The following is a 24,852-nucleotide window of genomic DNA, read 5'->3' as shown; positions in this document are numbered from 1 at the left end:
CCAGCGTGCAGCAGCCCGACCAGAGCCGCGTTTCGGGAGCCATGCGCACCAGCAGCGCCTCGAAGCCGTAGCGGCGCGACGACATGCCGTCCGAGCAGGCGCGGTTGAGCACCGTCAGGGTCCAGCCCGTGTCCTCGGTCGTCACCGCCCCGGCGAAATGGCCGCGATGCGAGGGGCTGCCGACGAGGGCGGGGGCGGGGGTGTCGAACACCAAACCCTCCGGCGTCTCCATGCGCCACGCATCGCCGGTCTTAAGCTGCCAGAACGGCTCCGTTCCGAAGCAGGCGGCGAGGGGCGGGATCGCGCCGCTCCACTGGCCGGGGCGGCGGTCGAGAAAGGCGAGCGCCACCCAGCCGGTGCCTTCGCCGGCATTGACGCGGCCCCAGCGCCCGTCGCGCGATGTCTCGATCACCTCGACGCCCCGCGCATCCGGCGCCAGCGTGCCGAGGATCTCGTGGCCCGTGCCCGGCCCGGAGCGGATGTTGAGCGCATCATCCGCCGCGACCCGCGCCACGTCGAACAGGGCGGGCCAGGCATCCACCGTGGCCGAGGCCGGGGCGGCGGCGGCCCAGAGAAGCAGCGCCAGCGCCAGCGCCCTCATCGTCCCGCCCCCCAGCTGACCGAAGCGCGGCGGCGGGTGAAGAATTCGGCCATCATGCCGATCGCCACCAGCGCCAGCCCGACCCACAGCGGGTAGAGCGCCGAGGTGAAATGCGGCGTGTAGTTGAGAAAGATGTAGCCCCGCGCCTGGTCGATCGCGTGAAACAAGGGGTTCCAGTCGAACACGGCGAGCATGTAGCCCGGCAGGGTGTTGGCGACGAACATCTTGCCGGAGGCGATCATGTTGGTGCGCGAATAGACCGAGACGCCGATCTGCGTGAATTCGGGCAGCCAGGGCTTGATCGCCATGAAGATCATGCCGACGCCGACGCCCGAGAACCACGACACCAGCAGCATCGCCATCGCGCCCACCGGGTCCTCGATCACCACCGGCGTCACCAGCACGTGGTAGAAGAACAGCACGACGAGAAGCGACAGCACCTGGATGTAGAGCGATCCCAGCGCCGCGGCCGAAATGGTCACGGCGGTGTTGAGCGGCGCGTGCTTCATCATCGAGGAGGCGGGCCCGTCGGCCTTGACCACCGCGGCCACGGCCTTGGTATGGGTAAGAAACAGGAAGATGCCCGACATCAGGTAGAGCAGGAAATCGCCCCTGAGGCCCGCGCCGCGCGCGCCGATCAGCGCGAACATCATGTAGAAGGCCAGCACGAAGATCACCGTCTGCGCGATGTTCATCGCCAGCCCGGCCAGCGCGTTGCGGTGGCTCTTGCGGATCTCGCGCACGGTGGAGTGATAGATCAGCTCGGCCATGCCGGCGGCACGGCGTCCTGTGCCGCGGGGGCGCTCGCCTTGGAACATCTGACCTCGCTCTGCGCTCGCCCGGAGGCGACGAATTTCTTGCCGATCCCCGGAGGGAATACCATAAGGATAGCGCCCCGATCCATCAACATCGCATGAAGCGGGTGGCGATTTCGGGGCGGCACACGGTCAAGGGAACGATTGCATATGGATTTCGACAGGCTGACGCAGGTGATGCGCACCCTTGCCATCGAGGCGGGCGAGAAGATCATGGAGATCTATGACGGCCCCGATTTCGAGGTGCGCGCCAAGGGCGATGACAGCCCCGTCACCGCCGCCGACGAGGCCGCAGACGCGCTGATCTCGGACGGGCTGCGCGCGGCCTTCCCCGAGATGCCGCTCGTCACCGAGGAACAGGCCGACAGCCACGGCCAGTCCGTCTCGACCTTCCTGATCGTCGACCCGCTCGACGGCACCAAGGAGTTCGTGCAGCGGCGCGGCGATTTCACCGTCAACATCGCGCTGGTCGAGGACGGCCAGCCGACCCGCGGCGTCGTTTACGCCCCCGCCAAGGGCCGCCTGTTCTACACCGATGCCGATGGGCAATCGGTCGAGGAGCAGGGCCCCTTCGACGCGAAAACCCCCGGCGCCACCGCGCCGATCAAGGTCTCGACCCCCGGTGCCGCGCTGCGCGTCGTCGCCTCCAAGAGCCACCGCGACGCCGCCACCGACGACTATATCGGCAAATACGAGGTCGAGGACATGAAGAGCGCGGGCTCCTCGCTCAAGTTCTGCCTCGTGGCGACGGGCGAGGCCGACATCTACCCGCGCCTCGGGCGCACCATGGAGTGGGACACCGCCGCCGGCCACGCGGTGCTGGCGGGCGCGGGCGGCAAGGTCGTGCGCTTCGACGATCACAGCGTTCTGGGCTATGGCAAGCCGGGCTTCGAGAACCCCTTCTTCATCGCCTATGCGCCGGGCGTGGAGCTGGCGAAGCCCTGATGTCGGTCCTCATCGTCATTCCCGCCCGCTACGCCTCGTCGCGCTATCCGGGCAAGCCGCTGGTCGAGCTGAAGGGTGCGACGGGCGAGGCGCGCAGCCTCGTGCGCCGCTCATGGGAGGCGGCGCGCGAGGTCTCGGGCAACCCCCGCGTCGTCGTGGCCACCGATGACGAGCGCATCCGCGACCATGCGGCGGGCTTCGGTGCGGAGGTGGTGATGACCTCCGAGGCCTGCCGCAACGGCACCGAGCGCTGCGCCGAGGCCTTCGATGCCCTGGGCGGCGGTTTCGAGATCGTGGTGAACCTGCAAGGCGACGCGCCGCTGACGCCGCCCTGGTTCGTCGAGCGGCTGATCGAGGATCTGCGCGATCACCCGGTGGCCGAGGTGGCGACCCCGGTGCTGCGCGCCGACGCCGCGGCGCTCGCGGGCTTCCGCGAGGATCGGCGCGCGGGTCGGGTGGGCGGCACCACCGCCGTCTTCGGCGCCGACAACACCGCGCTCTACTTCTCCAAGGAGGTGATCCCCTATACCGGGCGCGACGATTACGGCGCGGAGGAGGGCACGCCGGTGTTCCACCATGTCGGCGTCTATGCCTACCGCCCCTCGGCGCTGGCGGCTTACGGCCGCTGGCCGCAGGGGCCGTTGGAGACGCTGGAGGGGCTGGAGCAGCTCAGGTTTCTCGAACGCCGGGTGCCTGTGCTCTGCGTCGAGGTCGAGGCGCGCGGGCGGCAGTTCTGGGAGCTGAACAATCCTTCGGACGTGCCGCGCATCGAGGCGATGCTGGCCGAGATGCAGGTGGCGTGACGCCGATCCGCGCCAGCGTCGTCATCGTCAGCCGCGACCGCCCCGGCGCGCTCGGGCTGTGCCTGACGGCGCTGGCGCAAAGCCGCCATGCCAATTTCGAGGTGGTGGTCGTCACCGATGCCGAAGGCGAGGCGGCGCTGGCCCCATGGGGCGACCGGATCCGCATCCGGCGCTGCGAGGAGGCCAATATCGGCCTTGCGCGCAATATCGGCATCGAAGCGGCGGCGGGCGAGGTGATCGTATTCCTCGACGACGACGCCCTGCCCGAGCCGGGCTGGCTCGCCGCGCTCACCGCGCCCTTTGAGGACGAGACGGTGGCGGCGGCGGGCGGCTTCGTGCGCGGGCCGGGGCATCTGGGCTGGCAATGGCGCGCGCGCGCGGCCTTCGCCGATGGCAGCTGCCGCGAGCTGGCGCTCGAGGATGACGCGCCGGTGGTGCTGCGCGGCAGGCTGGGGCGTGGCATCAAGACCGAGGGCACCAACATGGCGGTGCGCCGCGGCGTGCTCACCGCGATGGGCGGTTTCGATCCGGCCTACCGCTTCTATCTCGACGAGACCGATCTCAACCTGCGGCTGGCCGCGCAGGGCGCGCGCACCGCCATCGTGCCGCAAGCCCAGGTGCATCACGGCTATCTCGCCAGCCCGCGCCGCCGCCATGACCGGGTGCCGCGCGAGCTGGCCGAGATCGGCGCCAGCCTCGCCGTGTTCCTGCGCCGCCACGGCGCGCGGCTCGACGGCAATGCCCGGATCGAGGCCGAGCGCGCGGCGCAGCGGCAGCGCCTTCTGGCCCATATGTTCTGGGGCCGGATCGCGCCGGGCGATGTGGGGCGGCTGATGGCCGGCTTCGAGGCGGGGGTGTCGGAGGGACGGCTGAGGCCCCTGCCGCGGCTGGCGCCGCTGGACGAGCCGCCCCCTGGCTTTGCGCCATTGCATGATGAGCCGCCCACGGCCCCCGCGGTCTGGCTTTCGGCGCGGCCGCTCACGGCGCGCGCGCAGATGGCCGAGGCGGCACAGCTTGCCGCGCGCGGCCATGTGGTCACGCTGCTGGTGCTGTGGCCCGATGCGCGCCGGCATCGGCTGCGATTCGATCGGCGCGGCGTCTGGGTGCAGTCGGGCGGGCTGTTCGGCCCCGCCCTGCCGGGCGATCCGGCCTTTCGCTACTGGCGATTCGCCGAACGCGCGGCGTTCGAGGAGGCGCGCCAGCGGCCGCAGCGCGATCCGGCGGGCGCGGGAATTGCCGAAACATCACCGTCGTGAAGCTGCGGCAAACTGCGATGAAACCGCCATGGTGTTTCCGGGTTGTTTAAGGAACACTGTGTTCCGAACATAGTATGCGAATGCATTTTACGCGCCCGGCTTGCCGGCGCATGAACCGAAGGATCCTGACATATGACGAAACGTGTGACCAAGGCCGTATTTCCCGTGGCTGGGCTTGGAACGCGTTTCCTTCCGGCAACCAAGTCGGTGCCCAAGGAAATCATGACACTGGTCGACAAGCCCCTGATCCAATACGCGATCGACGAGGCGCGCGCCGCCGGGATCGAGGAATTCATCTTCGTCACCGCGCGCGGCAAATCGGCGCTCGAGGATTATTTCGACCACGCCCCCGAGCTGGAAAGCCGGCTTGAGGAGGACGGCAAGCACAAGCTGCTCGAAACGCTGAAATCGACCTACATGCCCTCGGGCGCGATCGCCTATATCCGCCAGCACCAGGCGCTGGGCCTCGGCCACGCGGTCTGGTGCGCGCGCCACCTGATCGGCGACGAGCCCTTCGCCGTGATCCTGCCCGACGACGTGATCGCCGCCGAAAAGCCCTGCCTGCAGCAGATGGTCGAGGCGCATCGCGAAACGGGGGGCTGCATGGTCGCGGCGATGGAGGTGCCCAACGAGCGCACCAAATCCTACGGCGTGCTCGATGTCGAGCCGGGCCATGGCGACGCGATGAAGGTGCGCGGCATGGTCGAGAAGCCGGAGCCCGCCGACGCGCCTTCGAACCTCGCGGTGATCGGTCGCTACATCCTGTCGCCCGAGGTGATGCGGCATCTCGATTCGGGCGAGAAGGGCGCTGGCGGCGAGATCCAGCTCACCGATGCGATCGCCAAGGAGATCGCCGGCCCGCGCGGCGTGCATGGCTACCGTTTCTCGGGCGAGCGCTACGATTGCGGCTCCAAGGCGGGCTTCCTGCAGGCGACCGTGGCCTTCGGCCTTGCCCGCGAGGAGCTGCGCGACGAGTTCGGCCAGTATCTTCAGGAGATGGTCGCGGTCCGCAACGCCGCCCAGTAAGGGCTTGGCCCCGCCCGGCGCGCTGCTGCTCGATCTGACGCGGCTTGCCAGCCGCGCCGGGCGCACCCGCACGGGGGTCGACCGGGTCGAACGGGCCTGGCTCGACGCCTGCCTTGCCGATCCGCGGCCGGTCTTCGGCCTGGCGCGCAGCCCGGTGGGCTTCGTGCTGCTCGACCGGGCCGGGCTGGCGCGTTTCGCCGCCGCCTCGGATGCCGATGACTGGGGCCGCCCCGGCCCGGTCGCCTCCCTGTTTCGCAGGCTCGACCCGCCGCGCCGCGCGGCGCAGGGGCTGATGCGGAACATCGCGGTGGCGCGCGCGGCGCGGCCCGGGCTCGCCGCGCTGCTGCGCCGCCACCTGCCCGCGGGCGCGCTCTATCTCAATACCGGCCATGCCAATCTCGATGACCGGGTGATGCGCGCGGTCCGGGCGGCGGGCGCGCGCATCGCGGTGCTCGTGCACGACACCATTCCGCTCGATCTGCCGGCAATGGCACGGCCCGGCACGGTCGAGACCTTCTCGGCGAAGCTCGACGTGGTGGCGCGCCATGCCGACCGCGTCATCGCCACGGCGCAGACCACCGCGCGCGCCATCGCCGCCCGGCTGGCAGAGCGCGGGCGGGTGCCGCGGATCGTGGTGGCGCCGCTCGGCGTGACGCCGGCCCGGCCCGAGACGGCGGCGCTGCCGCCCGGCTTCGATCCGTCGATCCCCTACATGGTGGCGCTCGGCACGATCGAGCCGCGCAAGAACCACGCGCTGCTGCTCGATGTCTGGGAGCGGCTCGAACCGGAAGCGCCGCGGCTGCTGATCTGCGGCGCGCGCGGCTGGAACAACCGGGAGGTCTTTGATCGGCTCGACCGGGGCGTGGCGGGGGTGACCGAGATGCCGGGGCTTTCGGATGCGGCGATCGCGATGCTTCTGGCGCGGGCGCGGGCGCTGCTGTTTCCCTCGCTGGCCGAGGGCTACGGCCTGCCGCCTCTGGAGGCGCTGGCGCTGGGCTGCCCGGTGATCTGTGGCGATCTTGCCATCTGCCGCGAACTCCTTGGAGATCATGCCGTTTACTGCGATCCGGCCGATCGCTACCAGTGGGAAAGGGCGATCCGGGCGCATGCCGCGCCGCCCCGCCTGCCGCCGCCGCGCATCGCACCGCCCGGCTGGGCGGCGCATGTCGAGCGCGCGCTCGACGGGCTCTGATGGCCGGGGGGAAAGCACGCTTGAAGGCTTGGCAGACATACCGGCTCAGGCTGCAACGCAAGCGGTGGCGGCTGCGGGCGCTGCGCAAGCGGCGCGAGCTGGGCTGCGTCGTCGATCGCACGGCGCGGCTGCGCCCGGCCGATATCCTCGTCTTCACCACGCTGCGCAACGAGGCCGCCCGGCTGCCGCATTTCCTCGCCCATTACCGCGAGATGGGCGTCGCGCATTTCCTCGTGGTCGACAATGGCAGCGATGATGGCGGGGCGGAGCTTCTGGCCGAGCAGCCCGACGTGTCGCTGTGGCGCAGCGAGGCGAGCTACAAGCGCGCGCGCTTCGGCATGGACTGGATGAACTGGCTGCTGCGGCGGCATGGCCATGGCCATTGGTGCCTGACCGTCGATCCCGACGAGCTGCTGGTCTATCCGTTTTGCGACACCCGGCCCCTGAAGGCGCTGACCGACTGGCTCGACGCCTCCTCGATCCGCAGCTTCGGCGCGATGCTGCTCGATCTCTACCCCAAGGGGCCGATCGGCGCGCAGCCCTTCGCGCCGGGCGGCGATCCGCTCGAGATCGCCTGCTGGTTCGATCCGGGCAATTACAGCATCTCGCGCAATCACCGCTACGGCAATCTGTGGATCCAGGGCGGGCCGCGGGCGCGGATGTTCTTTGCCGACGCGCCCTGGCGCGCGCCCGCGCTCAACAAGATCCCGCTGGTCAAATGGGACCGCCGCTACACCTATGTCAGCTCGACCCACATGCTGCTGCCGCGCGGGCTCAACTTCGTCTATGACGAATGGGGGGGCGAGAAGACCTCCGGCCTGCTGCTGCACACCAAGTTTCTCGACAGCTTCTCGGACAAGGCCCGCGAAGAGCTGCAGCGGCGTCAACATTACGCCGCAAGCGCCGAATACAAGGCCTATGCCGCCGGTCTGGAGGCGGAGCCCGAATTGTGGTGCCGATGGAGCGAAAGATACATCAACTGGCGGCAATTGGAGGTGCTGGGGCTGATGTCCCGGGGCAACTGGGCATGAGCCTCGGCGTCGTGATCCTCGTGCACAACGCGCTGGGCCGCGCGACGGAGGTGATCCGGCACTGGGCGGGCTCGGGCTGCCCGGTGGTGGTGCATGTCGACAGCGCCATGCGCCGCGCGCGGTTCGAACGGTTTCGCGCGGGCTTCGACGACATCTCCGACCGGGTACTGTTTTGCGAGCGGCACCGCTGCGAATGGGGCGGCTGGGGCATCGTCGCGGCGACGCAGGCGGGCGCGCGGATGATGCTCGACCGCTTCGATGAGGTCGAGCATGTCTATCTCGCCTCGGGCTCCTGCGTGCCGCTGCGCCCCGTCTCCGAGCTGAAAGCCTATCTCGCTGCCCGGCGCGACACCGATTTCATCGAAAGCGCCTGCGTCGCCGACGTGCCATGGACCGTGGGCGGGCTGTCGGAGGAGCGTTTCACCCTGCGCTTTCCCTTTTCCTGGAAGCGCCAGCGCTGGGCCTTCGACCGCTATGTCGCGCTGCAGCGGCGGCTCGGCATGCGGCGGCGCCTGCCCGAGGGGCTCGTGCCGCATATGGGCTCGCAATGGTGGTGCCTGAGGCGCGCGACGCTGGAGGCGATCCTGTCGGACCCGCAGCGCCCCGCGCTCGACCGCTATTTCAGGCGCGTCTGGATTCCCGATGAAAGCTATTTCCAGAGCCTCGCGCGGCGCTGGTCGAACCGGATCGAGAGCCGGTCGCTGACCATGGCCAAGTTCGATTTCCAGGGCAAGCCGCACCTGTTCTACGACGATCACCTCGCCTTGCTGCGCCGCTCGGACTGCTTCGTGGCGCGCAAGATCTGGCCGCGGGCGCAGGCGATCTATGCGCAGATGGCGGCGGGCGGGCATCCGGCGCAGGACGCGGAGCCCGCGCCGGCGCGGATCGACCGGGTCTTTGCCGCCGCGACCGAGCGGCGGGTGCGCGGGCGCGCCGGGCTCTACATGCAAAGCCGCCTGCCCAACGAGGGCTGGGAAAACGGCTTCACCGCCGCGCCCTACGGCGTGCTCGAAGGCTTTGCCGAGCTTCACGAGGGGTTCGAAGCCTGGTTCGCCGCCGCCAGCGGCGCCACCGTGCATGGCCATCTCTTCGCGCCCGAGGGGGCCGAATTCGAGGGCGGGGCCGCGCTGTGGCGCGGGGCGATGTCGAACCATGCGGCCTTGCGCGACCACGACGCCCGGCGCTTCCTGACCAACCTGATCTGGAACGGCCGCGGCGCGCGGCAGGTGTTCCAGTTCGGCCCGCGTGACAGCCAGCATGTCAGCTGGGACATCGCCAAGGACCCCAATGCGCGGATCGGCGTCATCTCGGGGGCCTGGGCGGTGCCGCTGTTTCGCTCGGGCCGCACCGTGGCCGATCTGCGCGACGTGGCCGCACGGCTGCAAGAGGCCGAGGCCGACCATCTGGGCGCGCTGCGCTCGCCCCATGCCAAGGCGCGGATAAGGATCTGGACGCTGGCCGAGTTTCTCGAAGCGCCCGAGGAGGCGCTGGCGCAGATGCTGGCCGATATCGCGCCGGGGCAGGCGGGGCCGCTGCCCACGCCGCCCGCGCGCCTGCCGCTCGACGGGTTCGGGCGTTTCCTGCAGGAAATGCGCAACCAGGGCATGCACCCTTATCTCACCGGCGACATCCCCGCCGACCCGAACCCCCGCCCGCGCCGCGCCGCGCCCAAACCCTATCTGGTGAGCCGCCCCCATGCCTGATTTCGACAGCTTCGTGGTGCTTGCAGAAATGCGCACCGGCTCGAACTTCCTCGAAAGCAACCTCAACGCGCTGGAGGGGGTGCGCTGCCATGGCGAGGCGTTCAACCCGCATTTCATCGGCACGCCCAAGGACGCGCCGATTCTCGGCGTGACGCGCGCCGAACGCGACGCAGCACCGCTGGATCTGCTGGAGCGGCTGCGCGCCGCGCCGGGGCTCAACGGGTTTCGCTATTTCGGCGATCACGACCCGCGCCTGTTCGAGCCGCTCATGGCCGAGCCGCGCATCGCCAAGATCGTGCTGACCCGCAACCCCGCCGATTCCTATGTCAGCCACCGCATCGCCGCGGCGACGGGGCAGTGGAAGCTCACCGATGCGCGCCACCAGCGCGCCGAGCGCATCGCCTTCGACGCCACCGGCTTCGAGCGGCACCTGGCCCGGCTGCAACAGGCGCAGCTGCGCATCATGGGGGCGCTGCAGCGCGGTGGGCAGACGGCATTCTACCTCGATTACGAGGATCTGCAGGATCTCGACGTGCTCAACGGGCTGGCCGCGTGGCTCGGCGTCGAGGCGCGGCTCGCGGCGCTCGACCGCAAGCTCAAGAAGCAGAACCCCGAGAGCCTGTCCGAGAAGGTCGAGAATTTCGACGAGATGCGCGCCGCGCTGGCGCGGATCGACCGCTTCGATCTTGGCCGCACCCCCAATTTCGAGCCGCGGCGCGGGCCGATGGTGCCGAGCTATCTCGCGCCCGCGCGCGCCGGGCTGCTCTGCCTGCCGCTGAAATCGGGGCCGGAGGCGGCGCTGCGCGACTGGCTCGGGGCGCTCGACGGCGCGCCGGTGCTGGAGGGGTTCACCCAGAAGACGCTGCGCGAATGGCAGGCGGCGCATCCCGGCCATCGCAGCTTCGCGGTGCTGCGCCACCCGGTGGCGCGGCTGCACGCCGCCTTCTGCGAGCGCATCCTCGCGCGCGGGCCGGGCAGCTTCGTGCAGATCCGCGAGACGCTGCGCCAGCGCCACGAGTTGCCGATCTCGGCCGAGGCCAATGGCCCCGACCCGGACCCGGCGCGCCACCGCGCCGCCTTCATGGCCTTCATCGCCTTCGTGAAGGCCAATCTCGGCGGCCAGACGGCGATTCGCGTCGATGCCGCCTGGGCCAGCCAGCGGGCGCTGTTGCAGGGCATCGCCGAGTTCGAATGCCCCGACGCGATCCTGCGCGAGACGGATCTGGCGCATGAGCTGCCTGCCCTGGCCGAGCGCGCGGGGCTGACGCCGCTGCCATGGGCACCCGCGCCGGAGCCGCATGAGGCGGCGCTCGACGCCATCTATGACGCGCGGATCGAGGCGGCGGTGCGCGCCATCTATGCCCGCGACTATGCGCGATTCGGCTTCGGGGATTGGCGCGCAACCGCGAATGGCGCGGGCTGAGGCGGCGCTCAGGCCGCCTGGATCGCCGGGCCTTCGGTCAGGATCGCGTGGAGCGTGCCCGCATCGGCATTGGCGCGCAGCTTCTGGCAGGTCGCGGCGTCGCGCAGCGTGCGCGACACCAGCGCCAGCGCCTTGAGATGCTCGACGCCGCTGCCGCCGGGGGCGAGCAGGCAGAAGACGAGATCCACCGGCTGACGGTCGATCGAATCGAATTCGAGCGGCTTCTCGAGACGGATGAACAGGCCGCGCACCCGCTCGACCCCTTCGAGCCGCGCATGCGGCAGGGCGACGCCGTGGCCGACGCCGGTGGGGCCGAGCCCTTCGCGTTCGAGCAGGGCCTCGACCACCCGCGCCGGGGTGAGCCCGTAGCAGCTTTCGGCCAGATCCCCCAGGTCCTGGAACAGGCGTTTCTTGGAGCTGGTCGAGGACAGCATCTTCACGCCGTCCACCGGAAGGATCTCGGAAATCTGCATTTGGGGGGTTCCCTGTCTGCGAGGCGGGCTCGGAGAGCCGGGATCTGGCGCTCTCCTAGCCGATGTTGCGCGGGTCGATCCACCCGAAATTGCCGTCGTCGCGTTTGTAGACGACGTTGATCCCACTATGCTTCTCGTTGCGGAACACCAGCACCGGCGCATCCGCCAGCTCAAGTTGCATCACCGCCTCACCCACCGAAAGCTCGGGAATCTTCGATTCCATCTCGGCGACGATCATCGGGGCGAGGCTGTCCTGCTCGGTCTCTTCGTTGTCTCCTGACGCGGCGAGGATATAGGAGCCCGCGAGGGATTGTTCAACCGGGTTCGTGCGCGCCTTGTGGTGGTCCTTCAGCCGGCGCTTGTAGCGCCTGAGCTGCTTGTCCATCTTTTCGCAGCAGGTCTCGAAGGCGGCATAGATCTCGTTGGCGCGCCCCGTGGCCTGGGCGGTGAGCCCGGTCGACAAATGCACCACGGCCTCGCAGACATGCTCGTGGCCCGAGCGAGAGAACACCACGTTGGCATCGGTCGGGCGGCCGGCATACTTGCCCACCGTGCTGCCCAGTTCGGTCTGCACATGGGTCTGCAGCGCCTCGCCGATCTCGATCTGCTTGCCGGTGATCTGGTAGCGCATGGACGTCTCCTTCAAGGACGCGGCGCGGCGCGGCGGCGCAGGCGCGTGGCCTGCGGCGCGTCCGGGCCGACGGGGGGTGGGGATGGGCAGCCTCGCACCGCTCCGGCGGCGGCCCGGCCCGTCTTGCCGGAGCTGTCCGGTACCGTGGAAGAGAATGGGCGGTCTGCGTCATCGAGTCCCATCTCGCCCGATCGTCCCCCCGCTTGTCAACGCCGCCGTTGTCGCGCCGTTGCGGCGGCGGCGCGGCGCGATCAGCCGATGCGGAAGCCCTGGCCGAGATAGACGCGGCGCACGTTCTCGTCGCGCACCACCTCCTCGGTGGTGCCCGACATCAGCACGTGGCCGTCATGCAGGATGTAGGCGCGGTCGACGATGCCGAGCGTCTCGCGCACGTTGTGATCGGTGATCAGCACGCCCAGCCCCCGCGTCTTGAGCGCCGCGACGAGATCGCGGATGTCGCCCACGGCGATCGGATCGACGCCTGCGAAGGGCTCGTCGAGCAGCACGTAGCGCGGGTTGGCGGCGAGGCAGCGGGCGATCTCGACCCGGCGCCGCTCGCCGCCCGAAAGCGCCAGCGCCGGCGCGCGGCGCAGATGGGCGATCGAGAAATCCGACAGCAGCTCTTCCAGCCGCTCGCGCCGCGAGGTGCGGTCGGGCTCGGCGATCTCCAGCACGGCGAGGATGTTGTCCTCGACATTGAGGCCGCGAAACACCGACATCTCCTGCGGCAGGTAACCGATGCCGAGCCGGGCGCGGCGATACATCGGCAGAAGCGTCGCGTCGCGCCCGTCGATCGTCACCTGACCGCCCTCGGGGCTCACGAGGCCGGCGATGGAATAGAAACAGGTGGTCTTGCCCGAGCCGTTGGGGCCCAGGAGCGCCACCACCTCGCCGCGGTCGAGATGCAGCGACACGTCGCGGATCACCGGGCGCTTGCGGTAGCTCTTGCGCAGCCCGGTGACGCGCAGCCCGCCCGAGCCGGGCGTGAGATCGAGAGAGGCCCTGTCGCTCATTGCCCTGTCGCTCACTGCGCGGGCTCGATGACGCTGCGCACGCCGCCGGTGAGCTGTGCGGTGCCGGCGGCGAGGTCGACCTCCATGCGCTGCGAGGACAGCGCGGTGCGCCCTTGGGTCAGCAGCACGTCGCCGGTGAGCAGCAGCGTGCCGCCCGAGATGTCGTAGACCGCGGCCTGCGCCTCGGCGGCCTCGGTGGCGGTGACGAAGGTGACGCCGCCCTGCGCCTCGAGCCGGGCGATCTCGCCCGTGGCGTCGTTATAGATCACCTCGACCTTGTCGGCGGAGATCTTCATCTCGCCCTGGCCGATCAGCACCTCGCCCTCGAAGGTGGCGCGGCCCGTGGCCTGATCGACGCCGAGGCTCTCGGCGGTGATCTCCACCGGCGCGTCGGGGTCGGCGGTGAGCCCGCCCAGCGCCATCTGGGTCTGCGCGGCGGCAAGGCCGGGCAGCAGCAGGCCGGCCATGACGGCGGCACGAATGATGGCAAGGGCGGTGGTGCGGATCATCGGCTCTCTCCTTGGCTTGCGGGATCATATAGCAGCCGCACGCCATTCGAGAACACCATGCGCGGCGCTTCGCCGTCGGGCATCTCGCTGCGCATCCCGCCGGCGCTGAACCGGCCGAAGGGGCCATCGACCTCGATCTCGCCCGAGGAGACCACGCCGCCGCTGCCCAGATCGGCGGTGAGCGTCGGCGTCTCGGCGCGGTAGCCCAGCGAGGAGACGACCGTGACCGGCCCTTCGAGCCGCAGCTGCCGCGCCTGCGCATCGATCTTGCCGGTGGCGGCGCGCATCTCGATCCGCGCGCCCTCGGGGCTTTCGATCACCCCTGTCGGGGTCTCGATCTCGTAAAGCCCCTGCGCGGCGGGCCGCACCGTCGCCGCCTCGAGCGCGATCGAGGCGCCGTTCTCGGCGGTGCCGGCGAATCGCGGCGCGCTGACCCTCTGCTCGCGGGCGATCGCCTCGATCTCGGCAAAGGGGATCTCGCCGGTGCCCTGCGGGCTGCGCGCGATCAAAAACAGCGTCGAGAGCAGCACCAGCCCGACCAGCGGCAAAAGCACCTTGGCGCGGCCGATGAAGCGCGAATAGGCGTTGTCGCGCGCGTGCATTCAGGCGACGCCGGCGCGCAGGCAGTCATGGATGTGCAGGATGCCCAAGGGGCGGCGGTCGGCGTCCTCGTCATCGACGACGAAGAGGCAGGTGATCTTGCGCGCGTTCATCTGCGCCAATGCCTCGGCGGCGAGCGCGTCGGGGCGGATCGTGCGCGGCGCGGGCGTCATCACCTCGCCCGCCACGTGATCGAGAAGCCCCTCCATGTGGCGGCGCAGGTCGCCATCGGTGACGATCCCCGCAAGGCCGCCATCCGCATCGGTGACCCCGACCACGCCGAAGCCTGCGCCGGTGATCGCAAGGAGCGTGTCGGCCATCGGCGCGTCGCGCGCGACCAGCGGCAGCTCGGCCGGCCCGTGCATCAGGTCGCGCACCCGCGCCAGCCGCGCGCCGAGCTTGCCGCCCGGGTGGAAGGCGCGGAAATCCTCCGCCGTGAAGCCGCGCCCGCGCATCAGCGCGATGGCGATCGCGTCGCCCAGCGCCAGCGTCATGGTGGTCGAGGTGGTGGGCACCACGCCGATGCCGCAGGCCTCGGGCTGGGCGGGCAGCATGACGGCGATGTCGGCCTGCTTCATCAGCGTGCTCTCGCGCCGCGCCGCGACGCCGATCAGCGGGATGCCGAATCGCCGCGTATGGGCGACGAGATCGGCCAGCTCCGGCGTTTCGCCCGAATTCGACAGCACCAGAACCACGTCGCCGCGCGAGATCATCCCGAGATCGCCATGGCTCGCTTCGGCCGGATGCACGAAGGAGGCGGGGGTGCCGGTCGAGGCGAGTGTGGCGGCGATCTTGCGCGCGACATGCCCCGATTTGCCCATGCCCGAGACGATCACCCGGCCAGGGGCGGCGCGGATCGCGTCGAGCGCGGCGGTGAAGCCGCCATCGAGCCCGCGCGACAGGGCGGCGAGGCCCGCGGCCTCCTCCGCGATCACCTGCCGGGCGATCTCGATGTCGTCGGGGCGCTGCGATGTCCCGGCCATGTCAGTGCGAGAAGATGTCGGCATCGGGCCATCCTGCCAGATCGAGCGCCGCGCGGGTGGGCAGGAAATCGAAGCAGGCCTGGGCCAGCTCGCTGCGCCCCTCGCGCGCCAGCCGCGCATCGAGCGCCGCGCGCAGCTTGTGCAGGTGCAGCACGTCCGAGGCGGCGTAATCGAGCTGGGCGGGGCTCAGATCCTCGGCGCCCCAGTCGGATTGCTGCTGCTGCTTGGAGATGTCGACCCCGACCAGCTCCTGCAAGAGCTGCCGCAGCCCGTGCCGGTCGGTATAGGTGCGCACCATCTTCGAGGCGATCTTGGTGCAATAGACCGGCGCGGTGCGCGCGCCGAAGGCGTTCTGCAGCGCCGCGATGTCGAATCGGCCGAAATGGAACAGCTTGAGCACCTGCGGATCTTCGAGCAGGCGCACGAGGTTGGGCGCTTCGGTCTGGCCGCGATGGACCTGCACCATGTGGCATTCGCCGTCGCCCGACGACATCTGCACCAGGCACAGCCGGTCGCGCGCCGGGTTGAGCCCCATGGTCTCGCAATCGATCGCCACGGAGGGGCCGAGATCGAGGCCGTCGGGCAGGTCGTGCTGGTAAAGATGGTTTGCCACGATGTCCTCGCTGTTGAACTACGAGGAGGGATGGTGCCCAGGAGAGGACTCGAACCTCCACGTCCTTTCGGACACTGGCACCTGAAGCCAGCGCGTCTACCAATTCCACCACCTGGGCAGGTCGTGTGAGGGGCGATCTACGGAAAGCGCCGGGGGGTGTCAACGAGAAATCTCTCGAAATCCGCGCTGCCGCAGCGGCAAGCCGGGCGGGGGCGGCGCGCGGCCAAGAGCGGCCCGAAACCCGCGGCGGGGGTGGGGCGCGCGACACGCTCGCGAAATCCCCGCAAAACCCCCGCAAAACCCCCGCGAAACCAGGGGCCCGGATCGGCGCTTGTCCGCATCCGCCCCGGCGGGTAAACCGCGAGGCGTCAATTCACCTTATCAGGGCGGGGCCGATGACCGGACTTGTGACCATCTTTGGCGGATCGGGCTTCCTCGGGCGCTATATCTCGCGCCGGCTGGCGCATCAGGGCTGGCGCGTGCGCGTCGCCTGCCGCCGTCCCGAAGAGGCGCTCTTCGTGCGGACCTACGGCGTGGTGGGGCAGGTCGAGCCGATCTTCTGCAACATCCGCGACGATGACAGCGTGCGCGCGGCGCTGATCGGTGCCGATGCGGTGGTCAACTGCGTGGGCGTGCTGGCCGAGAAGGGGCGCAACACCTTTCACGCGGTGCAGGAAGAGGGGCCCGAGCGGATCGCCCGTCTTGCCGCCGAAGAGGGCGTGGCGCGCATGGTGCATGTCTCCGCGATCGGCGCGGATGAGGAGAGCCCGAGCGAATATGCCCGCTCCAAGGCGGCGGGCGAGGCGGGCGTGCTGCGGCACATGCCCGACGCGGTGATCCTGCGCCCCTCGATCCTGTTCGGCGCCGAGGACGCGTTCTTCAACCGCTTCGCCTCCATGGCGCAGGTCTCGCCGGTGATCCCGGTGGTCGGCGCGAACGCGAAGTTCCAGCCGGTGCATGTCGACGACGTCGCCCATGCCGCCGAGCTGGCCGCCACCGGCAAGGCCGCCCCCGGCACTTACGAGCTGGGCGGGCCGGACACGCATACGTTCCGCGAGCTGATCGTGCAGATGCTGCGGATGATCCGCCGCCGCCGTCTCGTGATCGGGCTGCCCTTCGGGGTCGGCCGGCTGATGGCCGGCATCGGCGGGCTGGTGCAGGCGCTCAGCCTCGGGCTGGTGCGCGCGCCGATCACCGCCGACCAGGTCGCCAATCTGCAAAGCGACAACGTCGTGGGCACGGGCGCGAAAGGTTTCGCCGATCTGGACATCAGCCCCATCGCGATGGAGGCGGTTCTGCCCGACTACCTGTGGCGTTTCCGCCCCTCGGGGCAGTATCTGGCGATCAAGGAATCCGCGCGCAACCTGCGCCGCCACTGATACGGGATACCCATTGCCATGACCGGAGAGACGATTCTCCTGCCGCTCCTGCTCGGCCTGCTGGAGGGGCTGACGGAGTTCATTCCGGTTTCCTCGACCGGCCATCTGCTGCTCGCGGGGCATTTCCTGGGCTTCGAAAGCGCCGGCAAGACCTTCGAGGTGGTGATCCAGCTCGGCGCGGTGCTGGCGTTGCTGACGCTCTATTTCGGGCAGCTGTGGCGCGTGCTGCGCGACGCGCCGCACGACCCGGCCGCGCGGCGCTTCATCGCCGCGGTGCTGATCGCCTTTCTTCCGGCGGCGGTGATCGGCGTGCTGGCGCATGACATCATCAAGACGGTGCTGTTCGAGACGCCCGCCCTGATCGCCGTCATGCTGGTGCTGGGCGGCATCGTGCTGCTTTTCGTCGACCGCATGGCGCTGCGCACCCGCCACGAGGACGCGATGCGGCTGCCGGTGCGCACGGCGCTGGCGATCGGCTTCTTTCAGGTGCTGGCGATGGTGCCGGGGGTGTCGCGCTCGGGCGCGACCATCGTCGGCGGGCTGCTGATGGGGGTGAGCAAGCGCGCGGCGGCGGAGTTCTCCTTCTTCCTGTCGATGCCGACCATGGCCGGGGCCGTGGCCTATGACCTGTTCCAGAACCGCGACGTGCTCGACTGGAGCGCGCTCAACGAGATCGCCATCGGTTTCGCCATGGCCTTCGTCACCGCCGTGATCGTGGTCAAATGGCTGCTCGGCTACGTCTCGAAGCATGGCTACGCGCTGTTCGGCTGGTGGCGAATCGCGGTCGGTCTTGCCGCGCTGGCCGGGCTTTATCTCGTAGGATAGGCCAATGGGTAACAAGTACTGACCTTGTTTTGCGGTGCAAAGCGGATGTTTTTCGCCCCTTGCTCCAGAAAGCGTCAAATAGGTCAACCATGCTGACTTTTCATCCGGCCGGGCTTTGGCTATCCCCACGGCAAGCCCAGCCAGAGGGAGAGACCAGCCATGGCCGAAAACAAGATGCTGAAATTCGTGTCGGTGCCGCGCGACATGCCGGAAAAGCGTCTGGCCACAGCGCGGCGCGAGGATTTCCAGGAGATCTACGCCGAGTTCGCCCGCGACAAGGCGGCCGAGCAGTCGAGCCGCTGCAGCCAGTGCGGCGTGCCCTATTGCCAGACCCATTGCCCGCTGCACAACAATATCCCCGACTGGCTGCGCCTGACCGCCGAAGGCCGCCTGCAGGAGGCCTATGAGGTCTCCCAGGCGACCAATACCTTCCCCGAGATCTGCGGCCGCATCTGCCCGCAGGACCGGCTTTGCGAAGGCAACTGCGTGATCGAGCAGTCGGGCCACGGCACCGTCACCATCGGCTCGGTCGAGAAATACATCACCGACACCGCCTGGGAGGAGGGCTGGGTCAAGCCGATCCTCCCCGCCCGCGAGCGCCCCGAGAGCGTCGGCATCATCGGCGCGGGCCCCGGCGGGCTCGCCGCCGCCGACTACCTGCGCCGCGCCGGCGTGCAGGTCACGGTCTATGACCGCTACGACCGCGTCGGCGGGCTGATGACCTACGGGATTCCGGGCTTCAAGCTCGAGAAGGAGGTCGTCGACCGCCGCACGAGGCAGTTCGAGGACTCGGGCGTCGAGTTCGTGCTGAACTGCAAGGTCGGCGAGGACATCTCCTTCGACGCGATCCGCGGCAAGCACGACGCGGTGCTGATCGCCACCGGCGTCTACAAGTCGCGCGACCTGCCCGACAGCGATCATGGCGGCGTGATCCGCGCGATCGACTACCTCACCGCCTCGAACCGCAAGAATTTCGGCGACGACGTGCCCGAATATGACAGCGGCGAGCTGAACGCGGCCGGCAAGAAGGTCGTCGTGATCGGCGGCGGCGACACGGCGATGGACTGCGTGCGCACCGCGATCCGGCAGGGCGCGACAAGCGTGAAGTGCCTCTACCGCCGCGACCGGGCCAACATGCCCGGCTCGCAGCGCGAGGTGGCGAACGCGGAAGAGGAGGGCGTGGAGCTGGTCTGGCTTTCGGCCCCCAAGGGCTTCGAATGCGACGCGAACGGCGTCACCGGCGTCCATGTCCACAGGATGCGGCTCGGCACGCCCGACGCCACGGGCCGCCGCATGCCCGAGAAGATCGAGGGCGCGGATTACCTCGAAGAGGCCGATCTCGTCGTCAAGGCGCTCGGCTTCGAGCCCGAGGACCTGCCGACGCTGTGGGGCGTCGAGGGGCTGGAAGTGACCCGCTGGGGCACGGTGCGGGCCGAGTTCGGCACCGGCGCCACCTCGCTCGACGGCGTCTTTGCGGTGGGCGACATCGTGCGCGGCGCCTCGCTCGTCGTCTGGGCGATCCGCGACGGGCGCGACAGCGCCAGCGCGATCGTCAACTATCTCGACCAGTCCGCCAGCGCGGGCGTCGCCGCCGAGTAAGCCCGCGCCGCGCCGATGCGCCCCGGCCCCGATCCGGCGCGCATCGGCTCCGCCCTTTGGTTCCGATCACGGAGACAGCCATGAAGACGCCTCTTGCCCTGCTGCTATGCGCCCTGCCCGCGACCGCGATGGCCCAGGCCCCGCGGCAGGTGACGCTGCCCGAGGGCTGCACCGCCACGATGACGGTGCAGACCGCCAATTGCAGCGTCTCGCACCACTTCACCTGCGAGGCCGATCCCGAGGGCTGGCGCCGCCGGGTCGATCTCGACCGCGACGGGGTGAGCTATTTCGGCGCGATCGACCACGAGACCCAGTGGATCGAGAGCGTCTATCCGCGCGCCGACCGGCGCGAGGCGCTGGCCCCCGATCCCGCCGATCCGGCCTCCTTCACCGAGCTGGCGCAGACCGGCGCCGACAGCTTCGATTTCACCACCCTGTCGGACCAGGCCGGCGAGACCCGCTATGTCGGCTTCGACGTGCTGACCGGCGAGACCGAGACCATCGACGGCGTCGAGCTGGAGCGCACCGATTACGAGGTGCGCGCCACCGATGCGGAGGGCGAGGTGCTCTGGGTCAGCCGCGGCACCGAGTTCATCGACCGCGCCCGGCGGATCTTTCTGTCGGGCACCAGCGAGGTGACCGGCCCCGAGGGCAGCTTCACCTCCGATGACAGCCCGGTCGAATTCATCTTCCCGGACGAGCCGGGCTTCCTCTCGTCCCACCCCAAACACGGCTGCGGCGCGACCATGTCCAAGGCCCCCGCAACCCCCGCCAAGGAGATCTTCCATGACCACCTATGATGACGCCTGGGTCGCCTCGGAAGAGGCCAAGCGCGCTTACATGGCCGAGCACGGCCTCTACCGCGAGGAGGACGAGCACGCTTCCTGCGGCGTCGGCCTCGTCGTCTCGATCGACGGCACGCCGCAGCGCTCGGTGGTCGAGAAGGGCATCGCCGCGCTGAAGGCGGTCTGGCACCGCGGCGCCGTCGATGCCGACGGCAAGACCGGCGACGGCGCGGGCATCCACGTGCAGATCCCGCGCGCCTTCTTCGAGGACCAGATCCGCCGCACCGGCCACGAGCCGATGGCCGAGCGCCGCATCGCCGTGGGCCAGGTTTTCCTGCCGCGCAACGATTTCGGCGCGCAGGAGACCTGCCGGACCATCGTCGAGACCGAAGTGCTCCGCATGGGCCACTACATCTATGGCTGGCGCCACGTGCCGGTCGACATCACCTGCCTCGGCGAAAAGGCCAACGCCACCCGCCCCGAGATCGAGCAGATCCTGATCCGCTGCGAGAAGGACATCGACGAGGAGCAGTTCGAGCGCGAGCTCTACATCATCCGCCGCCGGATCGAACGCGCCGCGATTCAGGCCGGGGTGCGCGAGCTTTACCTCGCCTCGCTGTCGTGCCGGAGCGTGATCTACAAGGGCATGATGCTGGCCGAGCAGGTCGCCGTGTTCTACCCCGACCTGATGGACGAGCGCTTCGAGAGCGCCTTCGCGCTCTACCACCAGCGCTATTCGACCAACACCTTCCCGCAATGGTGGCTGGCCCAGCCCTTCCGCATGCTTGCCCATAACGGCGAGATCAACACGCTCAAGGGCAACGTCAACTGGATGAAGAGCCACGAGATCCGCATGGCCTCCTCGACCTTCGGGGAGATGGCCGAGGACATCAAGCCGATCGTGCCGCAGGGCTCGTCGGATTCGGCAGCGCTCGATTCGGTGTTCGAGGTGCTGGTGCGCGCCGGGCGCGACGCGCCGATGGCCAAGACCATGCTGGTGCCCGAGGCCTGGTCCAAGAGCCGGGTCGAGATGCCCAAGGCCTGGCAGGACATGTATTCCTACTGCAACGCGGTGATGGAGCCCTGGGACGGGCCCGCGGCCCTCGCCATGACCGATGGCCGCTGGGTCTGCGCCGGTCTCGACCGCAACGGGCTTCGGCCCATGCGCTACGTCGTCACCGGCGACGGGCTTCTCGTCGCGGGCTCGGAGGCGGGCATGGTGCCGGTCGACGAGGCCGGCGTCGTCGAGAAGGGCGCGCTCGGCCCGGGCCAGCTCATCGCCGTCGACATGGCCGAGGGGCGGCTGTTCCACGACGCCGAGATGAAGGACAAGCTGGCCGCCTCCCAGCCCTTCGGCGAGTGGATCGAGAAGGTCGTGAACCTCAACGACATCCTGCGCGAGATCCCCGAGGAGCCGCTCTTCGAAGGCCCCGAGCTGCGCCGCCGCCAGATCGCCGCGGGCTATTCGATCGAGGAGCTCGAACAGGTGCTCGCGCCGATGGCCGAGGACGGCAAGGAGATGATCGCGAGCATGGGCGACGACACGCCCTCGGCCGTGCTTTCGACCAAGTATCGCCCGCTGTCGCATTTCTTCCGGCAGAACTTCTCACAGGTGACCAACCCGCCGATCGATTCCTTGCGCGAAAGCCGGGTGATGTCGCTCAAGACCCGCTTCGGCAACCTCAAGAACGTGCTCGACGAAAGCTCCAGCCAAGCCGAGATCCTGGTGCTGGAGAGCCCCTTCATCGCCAATGCCGAGTTCGACACCATGGTCGAGCAGTTCGGCGCGCAGGTGGCCTTCATCGACTGCACCTTCCCCACCGGCGGCGCGCCCGACGGGCTGCGCAGCGGCCTGGAGCGGATTCGCGCCGAGGCCGAGGACGCGGTGCGCTCGGGCGCGGGGCACATCGTGCTCACCGACCAGCACCAGGACGAGGACCGCATCGGCATGCCGATGATCCTCGCCACCTCCGCCGTGCACAGCTGGCTGACCCGCAAGGGGCTGCGCACCTTCTGCTCGGTCAATGTCCGCTCGGCCGAATGCATCGACCCGCATTACTTCGCGGTGCTGATCTCCTCGGGCGCGACCACGGTGAACGCCTATCTCGCGCAGGACAGCCTTGCCGACCGGCTCAACCGCGGGCTGCTCGAAGGCACGCTCACCGACATCATGCGCCGCTACCGCGAGGCGGTGGATGCGGGGCTTCTCAAGATCATGGCCAAGATGGGCATCTCGGTGATCTCCTCCTATCGCGGCGGGCTGAACTTCGAGGCGGTGGGCCTCTCCCGCGCGATGTGCGCGGAGTATTTCCCCGGCATGCACAGCCGCATCTCGGGCATCGGCCTCACCGGCATCCAGAAGAAGCTCGAGGAGGTCCATGCGCGCGGCTGGGCGCAGCAGGGCACCGATCTGGGCGCGCTGCCGATCGGCGGCTTCTACAAGTCGCGCCGCTCGGGTGAGAAGCACGCCTGGGAAGCCACCACCATGCACATGATGCAGGCCGCCTGCGACCGCGCCTCCTATGAGCTGTGGAAGCAATACGCCTCGACCATGCAGGCCAACCCGCCGATCCATCTGCGCGACCTGCTCGCGATCAAGCCGATGGGCGGCGCGATCCCGATCGAGGAGGTCGAGAGCATCACCTCGATCCGCAAGCGCTTCGTCACGCCGGGCATGTCCTTGGGCGCGCTCAGCCCCGAGGCGCACAAGACGCTCAATGTCGCGATGAACCGCATCGGCGCCAAGTCCGACTCGGGCGAGGGCGGCGAGGATCCGGCGCATTTCCTGCCCGAGGCCAATGGCGACAACCCGAGCGCCAAGATCAAGCAGGTGGCATCGGGCCGATTCGGCGTCACCGCCGAGTATCTCGGCGCCTGCGAGGAGCTGGAGATCAAGGTCGCGCAGGGCGCCAAGCCCGGCGAGGGCGGCCAGCTTCCCGGCATGAAGGTCACCAAGCTGATCGCGCGTCTGCGGCATTCGACCGAAGGCGTGACCCTCATCTCGCCGCCGCCGCATCACGACATCTACTCGATCGAGGACCTCGCGCAGCTGATCTACGACCTCAAGCAGATCAACCCGCGTGCCAAGGTCACGGTGAAGCTCGTCTCCTCCTCGGGCGTCGGCACCATCGCGGCGGGCGTGGCCAAGGCCAAGGCCGACGTGATCCTGATCTCGGGCCATAATGGCGGCACCGGGGCAAGCCCCGCGACCTCGATCAAATATGCGGGCCTGCCCTGGGAGATGGGCCTCACCGAGGCGCATCAGGTCCTGTCGATGAACAACCTGCGGGACCGGGTGACGCTCAGGACCGATGGCGGTCTGCGCACCGGCCGCGACATCGTCATGGCGGCGATGATGGGGGCCGAGGAATACGGCATCGGCACCGCCGCGCTCATCGCCATGGGCTGCATCATGGTGCGCCAGTGCCAGTCCAACACCTGCCCGGTGGGGGTCTGCACCCAGGACGAGGGCTTGCGCGAGAAGTTCTCGGGCAATGCCGACAAGGTGGTGAATCTCATCACCTTCTACGCCGAGGAAGTCCGCGAGATCCTGGCCAGCATCGGCGCGCGCTCGCTCGACGAGGTGATCGGCCGGGCCGACCTGCTGACGCAGGTGTCGCGCGGCTCCGCCCATCTCGACGATCTCGACCTCAACCCGCTCTTGATCACCGTGGATGGCACCAAGGTCGATGGCACCACCAGCATCCGCTATGACCGGGCCAAGCCGCGCAACGAGGTGCTCGACACGCTCGACGCCGAGATCGTCAAGGACGCCCGGCGCTTCCTCGAGGATGGCGAGAAGATGCAGCTGCAATACGCGGTGCAGAACACGCATCGCACCATCGGCACCCGCGTCTCGGCGCACATCGTCGAGAATTTCGGCATGCGCAACCAGCTGCAACCCGACCACCTGACCGTCAAGCTGACCGGCTCGGCCGGACAGTCGCTCGGCGCCTTCGGCGCGCCGGGGCTGAAGATCGAGGTGTCGGGCGACGCCAACGACTATGTCGGCAAGGGCCTCTCGGGCGCGACCATCGTGGTGCGCCCGGCAATGTCGAGCCCGCTCAAGGCCTCCGAGAACACGATCATCGGCAACACCGTGCTCTACGGCGCGACGGCGGGCTACCTCTTCGCCTCGGGCCGCGCGGGCGAGCGCTTCGCGGTGCGCAACTCGGGCGCGCATGTGGTGATCGAGGGCTGCGGCACCAATGGCTGCGAATACATGACCGGCGGCGTCGCGGTGATCCTCGGGAGCATCGGCGCCAACTTCGGCGCGGGCATGACCGGCGGCATGGCCTATCTCTACGATCCTGATGGCCTTGCCGAGCCCCTGATGAACACCGAGACGCTCGTCACCTGCGGCGTCACGGTCGAGCATTGGGAAAACCAGCTCAAGGGGCTGATCGAACGGCATCAGCTCGAGACCGGCAGCCGCAAGGCGGTCGAGATCCTGCAGCACTGGGACAGCGAGAAGCACAACTTCCTGCAGGTCTGCCCCAAGGAGATGCTGCGCCACATCCCGCACCCGCTCACCGTCGAGAAGGTGGCGCTGCCCGCCGAGTGATCGGATCGGACACGAGGAACGAAGGGGCCGGTGCGGTGACGCACCGGCCCTTTTTCGCGCCGCCATGTTCGGCTTGACCCACC

General features: G+C 69.2%; 22 protein-coding genes and 1 tRNA gene. 13 read left to right on the top strand and 10 right to left on the bottom strand.

The annotated features are described in order from the left end of the window. On the bottom strand, positions 1-601 hold a 601-nt coding region (locus CJ301_RS14355; RefSeq protein WP_099278074.1), incomplete at its 3' end, for an SH3 domain-containing protein. Continuing rightward, the gene (locus tag CJ301_RS14350) at positions 598-1,419 is read right to left on the bottom strand and encodes an ABC transporter permease (protein WP_099278073.1); all 822 of its coding nucleotides are present in this window, start codon (positions 1,417-1,419) and stop codon (positions 598-600) included. The genes CJ301_RS14355 and CJ301_RS14350, both read right to left, overlap by 4 nt. A gap of 147 nt (positions 1,420-1,566) precedes the next feature. Between CJ301_RS14350 and cysQ the strand changes: the two genes are divergently transcribed. From cysQ to CJ301_RS14310, 8 genes are all read left to right on the top strand, one after another. Continuing rightward, entirely contained in the window at positions 1,567-2,361 is a 795-nt protein-coding gene (gene cysQ / locus CJ301_RS14345) for a 3'(2'),5'-bisphosphate nucleotidase CysQ (RefSeq protein WP_099278072.1), read from the top strand. After that, positions 2,361-3,164, top strand: coding sequence for a 3-deoxy-manno-octulosonate cytidylyltransferase (locus CJ301_RS14340; RefSeq protein WP_099278071.1), 804 nt, complete (start codon positions 2,361-2,363; stop codon positions 3,162-3,164). Before cysQ ends, CJ301_RS14340 begins: the two co-directional genes overlap by 1 nt. Then, entirely contained in the window at positions 3,161-4,420 is a 1,260-nt protein-coding gene (locus CJ301_RS14335) for a glycosyltransferase family 2 protein (protein WP_099278070.1), read from the top strand. The genes CJ301_RS14340 and CJ301_RS14335 overlap by 4 nt, the downstream gene beginning before the upstream one ends. A gap of 132 nt (positions 4,421-4,552) precedes the next feature. Next, the gene (gene galU, locus CJ301_RS14330) at positions 4,553-5,446 is read left to right on the top strand and encodes a UTP--glucose-1-phosphate uridylyltransferase GalU (protein ID WP_099278069.1); all 894 of its coding nucleotides are present in this window, start codon (positions 4,553-4,555) and stop codon (positions 5,444-5,446) included. Between the two features lie 4 nt (positions 5,447-5,450). Then, entirely contained in the window at positions 5,451-6,638 is a 1,188-nt protein-coding gene (locus CJ301_RS14325) for a glycosyltransferase family 4 protein (RefSeq protein ID WP_099278068.1), read from the top strand. A 20-nt stretch (positions 6,639-6,658) separates the two neighbouring features. Next, the gene (locus tag CJ301_RS14320; RefSeq protein WP_099278067.1) at positions 6,659-7,669 is read left to right on the top strand and encodes a glycosyltransferase family 2 protein; all 1,011 of its coding nucleotides are present in this window, start codon (positions 6,659-6,661) and stop codon (positions 7,667-7,669) included. Then, complete coding sequence (locus CJ301_RS14315) at positions 7,666-9,372, top strand: DUF5927 domain-containing protein (RefSeq protein WP_099278066.1); 1,707 nt, start codon at positions 7,666-7,668, stop codon at positions 9,370-9,372. The genes CJ301_RS14320 and CJ301_RS14315 overlap by 4 nt, the downstream gene beginning before the upstream one ends. Beyond that, positions 9,365-10,795: a nodulation protein NodH gene (locus tag CJ301_RS14310; RefSeq protein ID WP_099278065.1), complete on the top strand. Its 1,431-nt coding sequence runs from the start codon at positions 9,365-9,367 to the stop codon at positions 10,793-10,795. The genes CJ301_RS14315 and CJ301_RS14310 overlap by 8 nt, the downstream gene beginning before the upstream one ends. An 8-nt stretch (positions 10,796-10,803) precedes the next feature. Here the strand turns inward: CJ301_RS14310 and CJ301_RS14305 are convergent, their stop codons facing one another. The 8 genes from CJ301_RS14305 to CJ301_RS14270 form a co-directional block, all read right to left on the bottom strand. Beyond that, positions 10,804-11,268: a PTS sugar transporter subunit IIA gene (locus CJ301_RS14305; RefSeq protein WP_099278064.1), complete on the bottom strand. Its 465-nt coding sequence runs from the start codon at positions 11,266-11,268 to the stop codon at positions 10,804-10,806. Positions 11,269-11,323: 55 nt separating this feature from the next. Continuing rightward, positions 11,324-11,899, bottom strand: a complete 576-nt coding sequence (hpf, locus tag CJ301_RS14300; protein ID WP_099278063.1) for a ribosome hibernation-promoting factor, HPF/YfiA family — start codon at positions 11,897-11,899, stop codon at positions 11,324-11,326. A 251-nt stretch (positions 11,900-12,150) separates the two neighbouring features. Continuing rightward, complete coding sequence (gene lptB / locus CJ301_RS14295; protein ID WP_099278062.1) at positions 12,151-12,912, bottom strand: LPS export ABC transporter ATP-binding protein; 762 nt, start codon at positions 12,910-12,912, stop codon at positions 12,151-12,153. Between the two features lie 11 nt (positions 12,913-12,923). Continuing rightward, positions 12,924-13,421 (bottom strand): lipopolysaccharide transport periplasmic protein LptA, encoded by a 498-nt coding sequence (gene lptA / locus CJ301_RS14290; RefSeq protein ID WP_254050161.1) that lies wholly within the window; start codon positions 13,419-13,421, stop codon positions 12,924-12,926. Continuing rightward, a complete protein-coding gene (lptC, locus tag CJ301_RS14285) occupies positions 13,418-14,023 on the bottom strand; it encodes an LPS export ABC transporter periplasmic protein LptC (RefSeq protein ID WP_099278061.1) in 606 nt (201 codons plus the stop codon). The genes lptA and lptC overlap by 4 nt, the downstream gene beginning before the upstream one ends. Beyond that, positions 14,024-15,004 carry a KpsF/GutQ family sugar-phosphate isomerase gene (locus CJ301_RS14280; protein WP_099278060.1) on the bottom strand — a complete coding sequence of 327 codons (981 nt, stop codon included), beginning with the start codon at positions 15,002-15,004 and terminating at the stop codon, positions 14,024-14,026. It abuts the gene before it with no gap. A gap of 1 nt (position 15,005) precedes the next feature. After that, positions 15,006-15,617, bottom strand: coding sequence for a ribonuclease D (locus tag CJ301_RS14275; protein ID WP_099278059.1), 612 nt, complete (start codon positions 15,615-15,617; stop codon positions 15,006-15,008). 31 nt (positions 15,618-15,648) lie between these two features. Continuing rightward, positions 15,649-15,735: transfer RNA gene (locus CJ301_RS14270), tRNA-Leu, on the bottom strand. 277 nt (positions 15,736-16,012) lie between these two features. Here CJ301_RS14270 and CJ301_RS14265 point away from each other — a divergent pair. The 5 genes from CJ301_RS14265 to gltB all read left to right on the top strand — a co-directional run bounded on the left by CJ301_RS14265 (position 16,013) and on the right by gltB (position 24,769). Continuing rightward, a complete protein-coding gene (locus tag CJ301_RS14265; protein ID WP_099278058.1) occupies positions 16,013-16,996 on the top strand; it encodes a complex I NDUFA9 subunit family protein in 984 nt (327 codons plus the stop codon). An 18-nt stretch (positions 16,997-17,014) separates the two neighbouring features. Continuing rightward, the gene (locus CJ301_RS14260; RefSeq protein ID WP_099278057.1) at positions 17,015-17,821 is read left to right on the top strand and encodes an undecaprenyl-diphosphate phosphatase; all 807 of its coding nucleotides are present in this window, start codon (positions 17,015-17,017) and stop codon (positions 17,819-17,821) included. A gap of 159 nt (positions 17,822-17,980) precedes the next feature. Further along, the gene (locus CJ301_RS14255; RefSeq protein WP_099278056.1) at positions 17,981-19,420 is read left to right on the top strand and encodes an NAD(P)-dependent oxidoreductase; all 1,440 of its coding nucleotides are present in this window, start codon (positions 17,981-17,983) and stop codon (positions 19,418-19,420) included. Positions 19,421-19,500: 80 nt separating this feature from the next. Continuing rightward, complete coding sequence (locus CJ301_RS14250; protein WP_099278055.1) at positions 19,501-20,220, top strand: hypothetical protein; 720 nt, start codon at positions 19,501-19,503, stop codon at positions 20,218-20,220. Next, entirely contained in the window at positions 20,207-24,769 is a 4,563-nt protein-coding gene (gltB, locus tag CJ301_RS14245; RefSeq protein ID WP_099278054.1) for a glutamate synthase large subunit, read from the top strand. The genes CJ301_RS14250 and gltB overlap by 14 nt, the downstream gene beginning before the upstream one ends. Positions 24,770-24,852 lie beyond the last annotated feature (83 nt).

Source organism: Limimaricola cinnabarinus (genome assembly GCF_002723615.1).
Lineage (GTDB): Bacteria > Pseudomonadota > Alphaproteobacteria > Rhodobacterales > Rhodobacteraceae > Limimaricola > Limimaricola cinnabarinus_B.
This window is presented reverse-complemented; position numbering and strand designations above follow the sequence as displayed.

Excerpts from the sequence above, each read along its gene's own strand:
- CJ301_RS14350 (WP_099278073.1), bottom strand. The coding sequence starts at position 1,419 with ATGTTCCAAGGCGAGCGCCCCCGCGGCACAGGACGCCGTGCCGCCGGC.
- cysQ (WP_099278072.1), top strand. The coding sequence starts at position 1,567 with ATGGATTTCGACAGGCTGACGCAGGTGATGCGCACCCTTGCCATCGAG.
- CJ301_RS14340 (WP_099278071.1), top strand. The coding sequence starts at position 2,361 with ATGTCGGTCCTCATCGTCATTCCCGCCCGCTACGCCTCGTCGCGCTAT.
- galU (WP_099278069.1), top strand. The coding sequence starts at position 4,553 with ATGACGAAACGTGTGACCAAGGCCGTATTTCCCGTGGCTGGGCTTGGA.
- CJ301_RS14315 (WP_099278066.1), top strand. The coding sequence starts at position 7,666 with ATGAGCCTCGGCGTCGTGATCCTCGTGCACAACGCGCTGGGCCGCGCG.
- CJ301_RS14310 (WP_099278065.1), top strand. The coding sequence starts at position 9,365 with ATGCCTGATTTCGACAGCTTCGTGGTGCTTGCAGAAATGCGCACCGGC.
- CJ301_RS14305 (WP_099278064.1), bottom strand. The coding sequence starts at position 11,268 with ATGCAGATTTCCGAGATCCTTCCGGTGGACGGCGTGAAGATGCTGTCC.
- hpf (WP_099278063.1), bottom strand. The coding sequence starts at position 11,899 with ATGCGCTACCAGATCACCGGCAAGCAGATCGAGATCGGCGAGGCGCTG.
- lptB (WP_099278062.1), bottom strand. The coding sequence starts at position 12,912 with ATGAGCGACAGGGCCTCTCTCGATCTCACGCCCGGCTCGGGCGGGCTG.
- lptA (WP_254050161.1), bottom strand. The coding sequence starts at position 13,421 with ATGATCCGCACCACCGCCCTTGCCATCATTCGTGCCGCCGTCATGGCC.
- lptC (WP_099278061.1), bottom strand. The coding sequence starts at position 14,023 with ATGCACGCGCGCGACAACGCCTATTCGCGCTTCATCGGCCGCGCCAAG.
- CJ301_RS14280 (WP_099278060.1), bottom strand. The coding sequence starts at position 15,004 with ATGGCCGGGACATCGCAGCGCCCCGACGACATCGAGATCGCCCGGCAG.
- CJ301_RS14265 (WP_099278058.1), top strand. The coding sequence starts at position 16,013 with ATGACCGGACTTGTGACCATCTTTGGCGGATCGGGCTTCCTCGGGCGC.
- CJ301_RS14260 (WP_099278057.1), top strand. The coding sequence starts at position 17,015 with ATGACCGGAGAGACGATTCTCCTGCCGCTCCTGCTCGGCCTGCTGGAG.
- CJ301_RS14255 (WP_099278056.1), top strand. The coding sequence starts at position 17,981 with ATGGCCGAAAACAAGATGCTGAAATTCGTGTCGGTGCCGCGCGACATG.
- CJ301_RS14250 (WP_099278055.1), top strand. The coding sequence starts at position 19,501 with ATGAAGACGCCTCTTGCCCTGCTGCTATGCGCCCTGCCCGCGACCGCG.
- gltB (WP_099278054.1), top strand. The coding sequence starts at position 20,207 with ATGACCACCTATGATGACGCCTGGGTCGCCTCGGAAGAGGCCAAGCGC.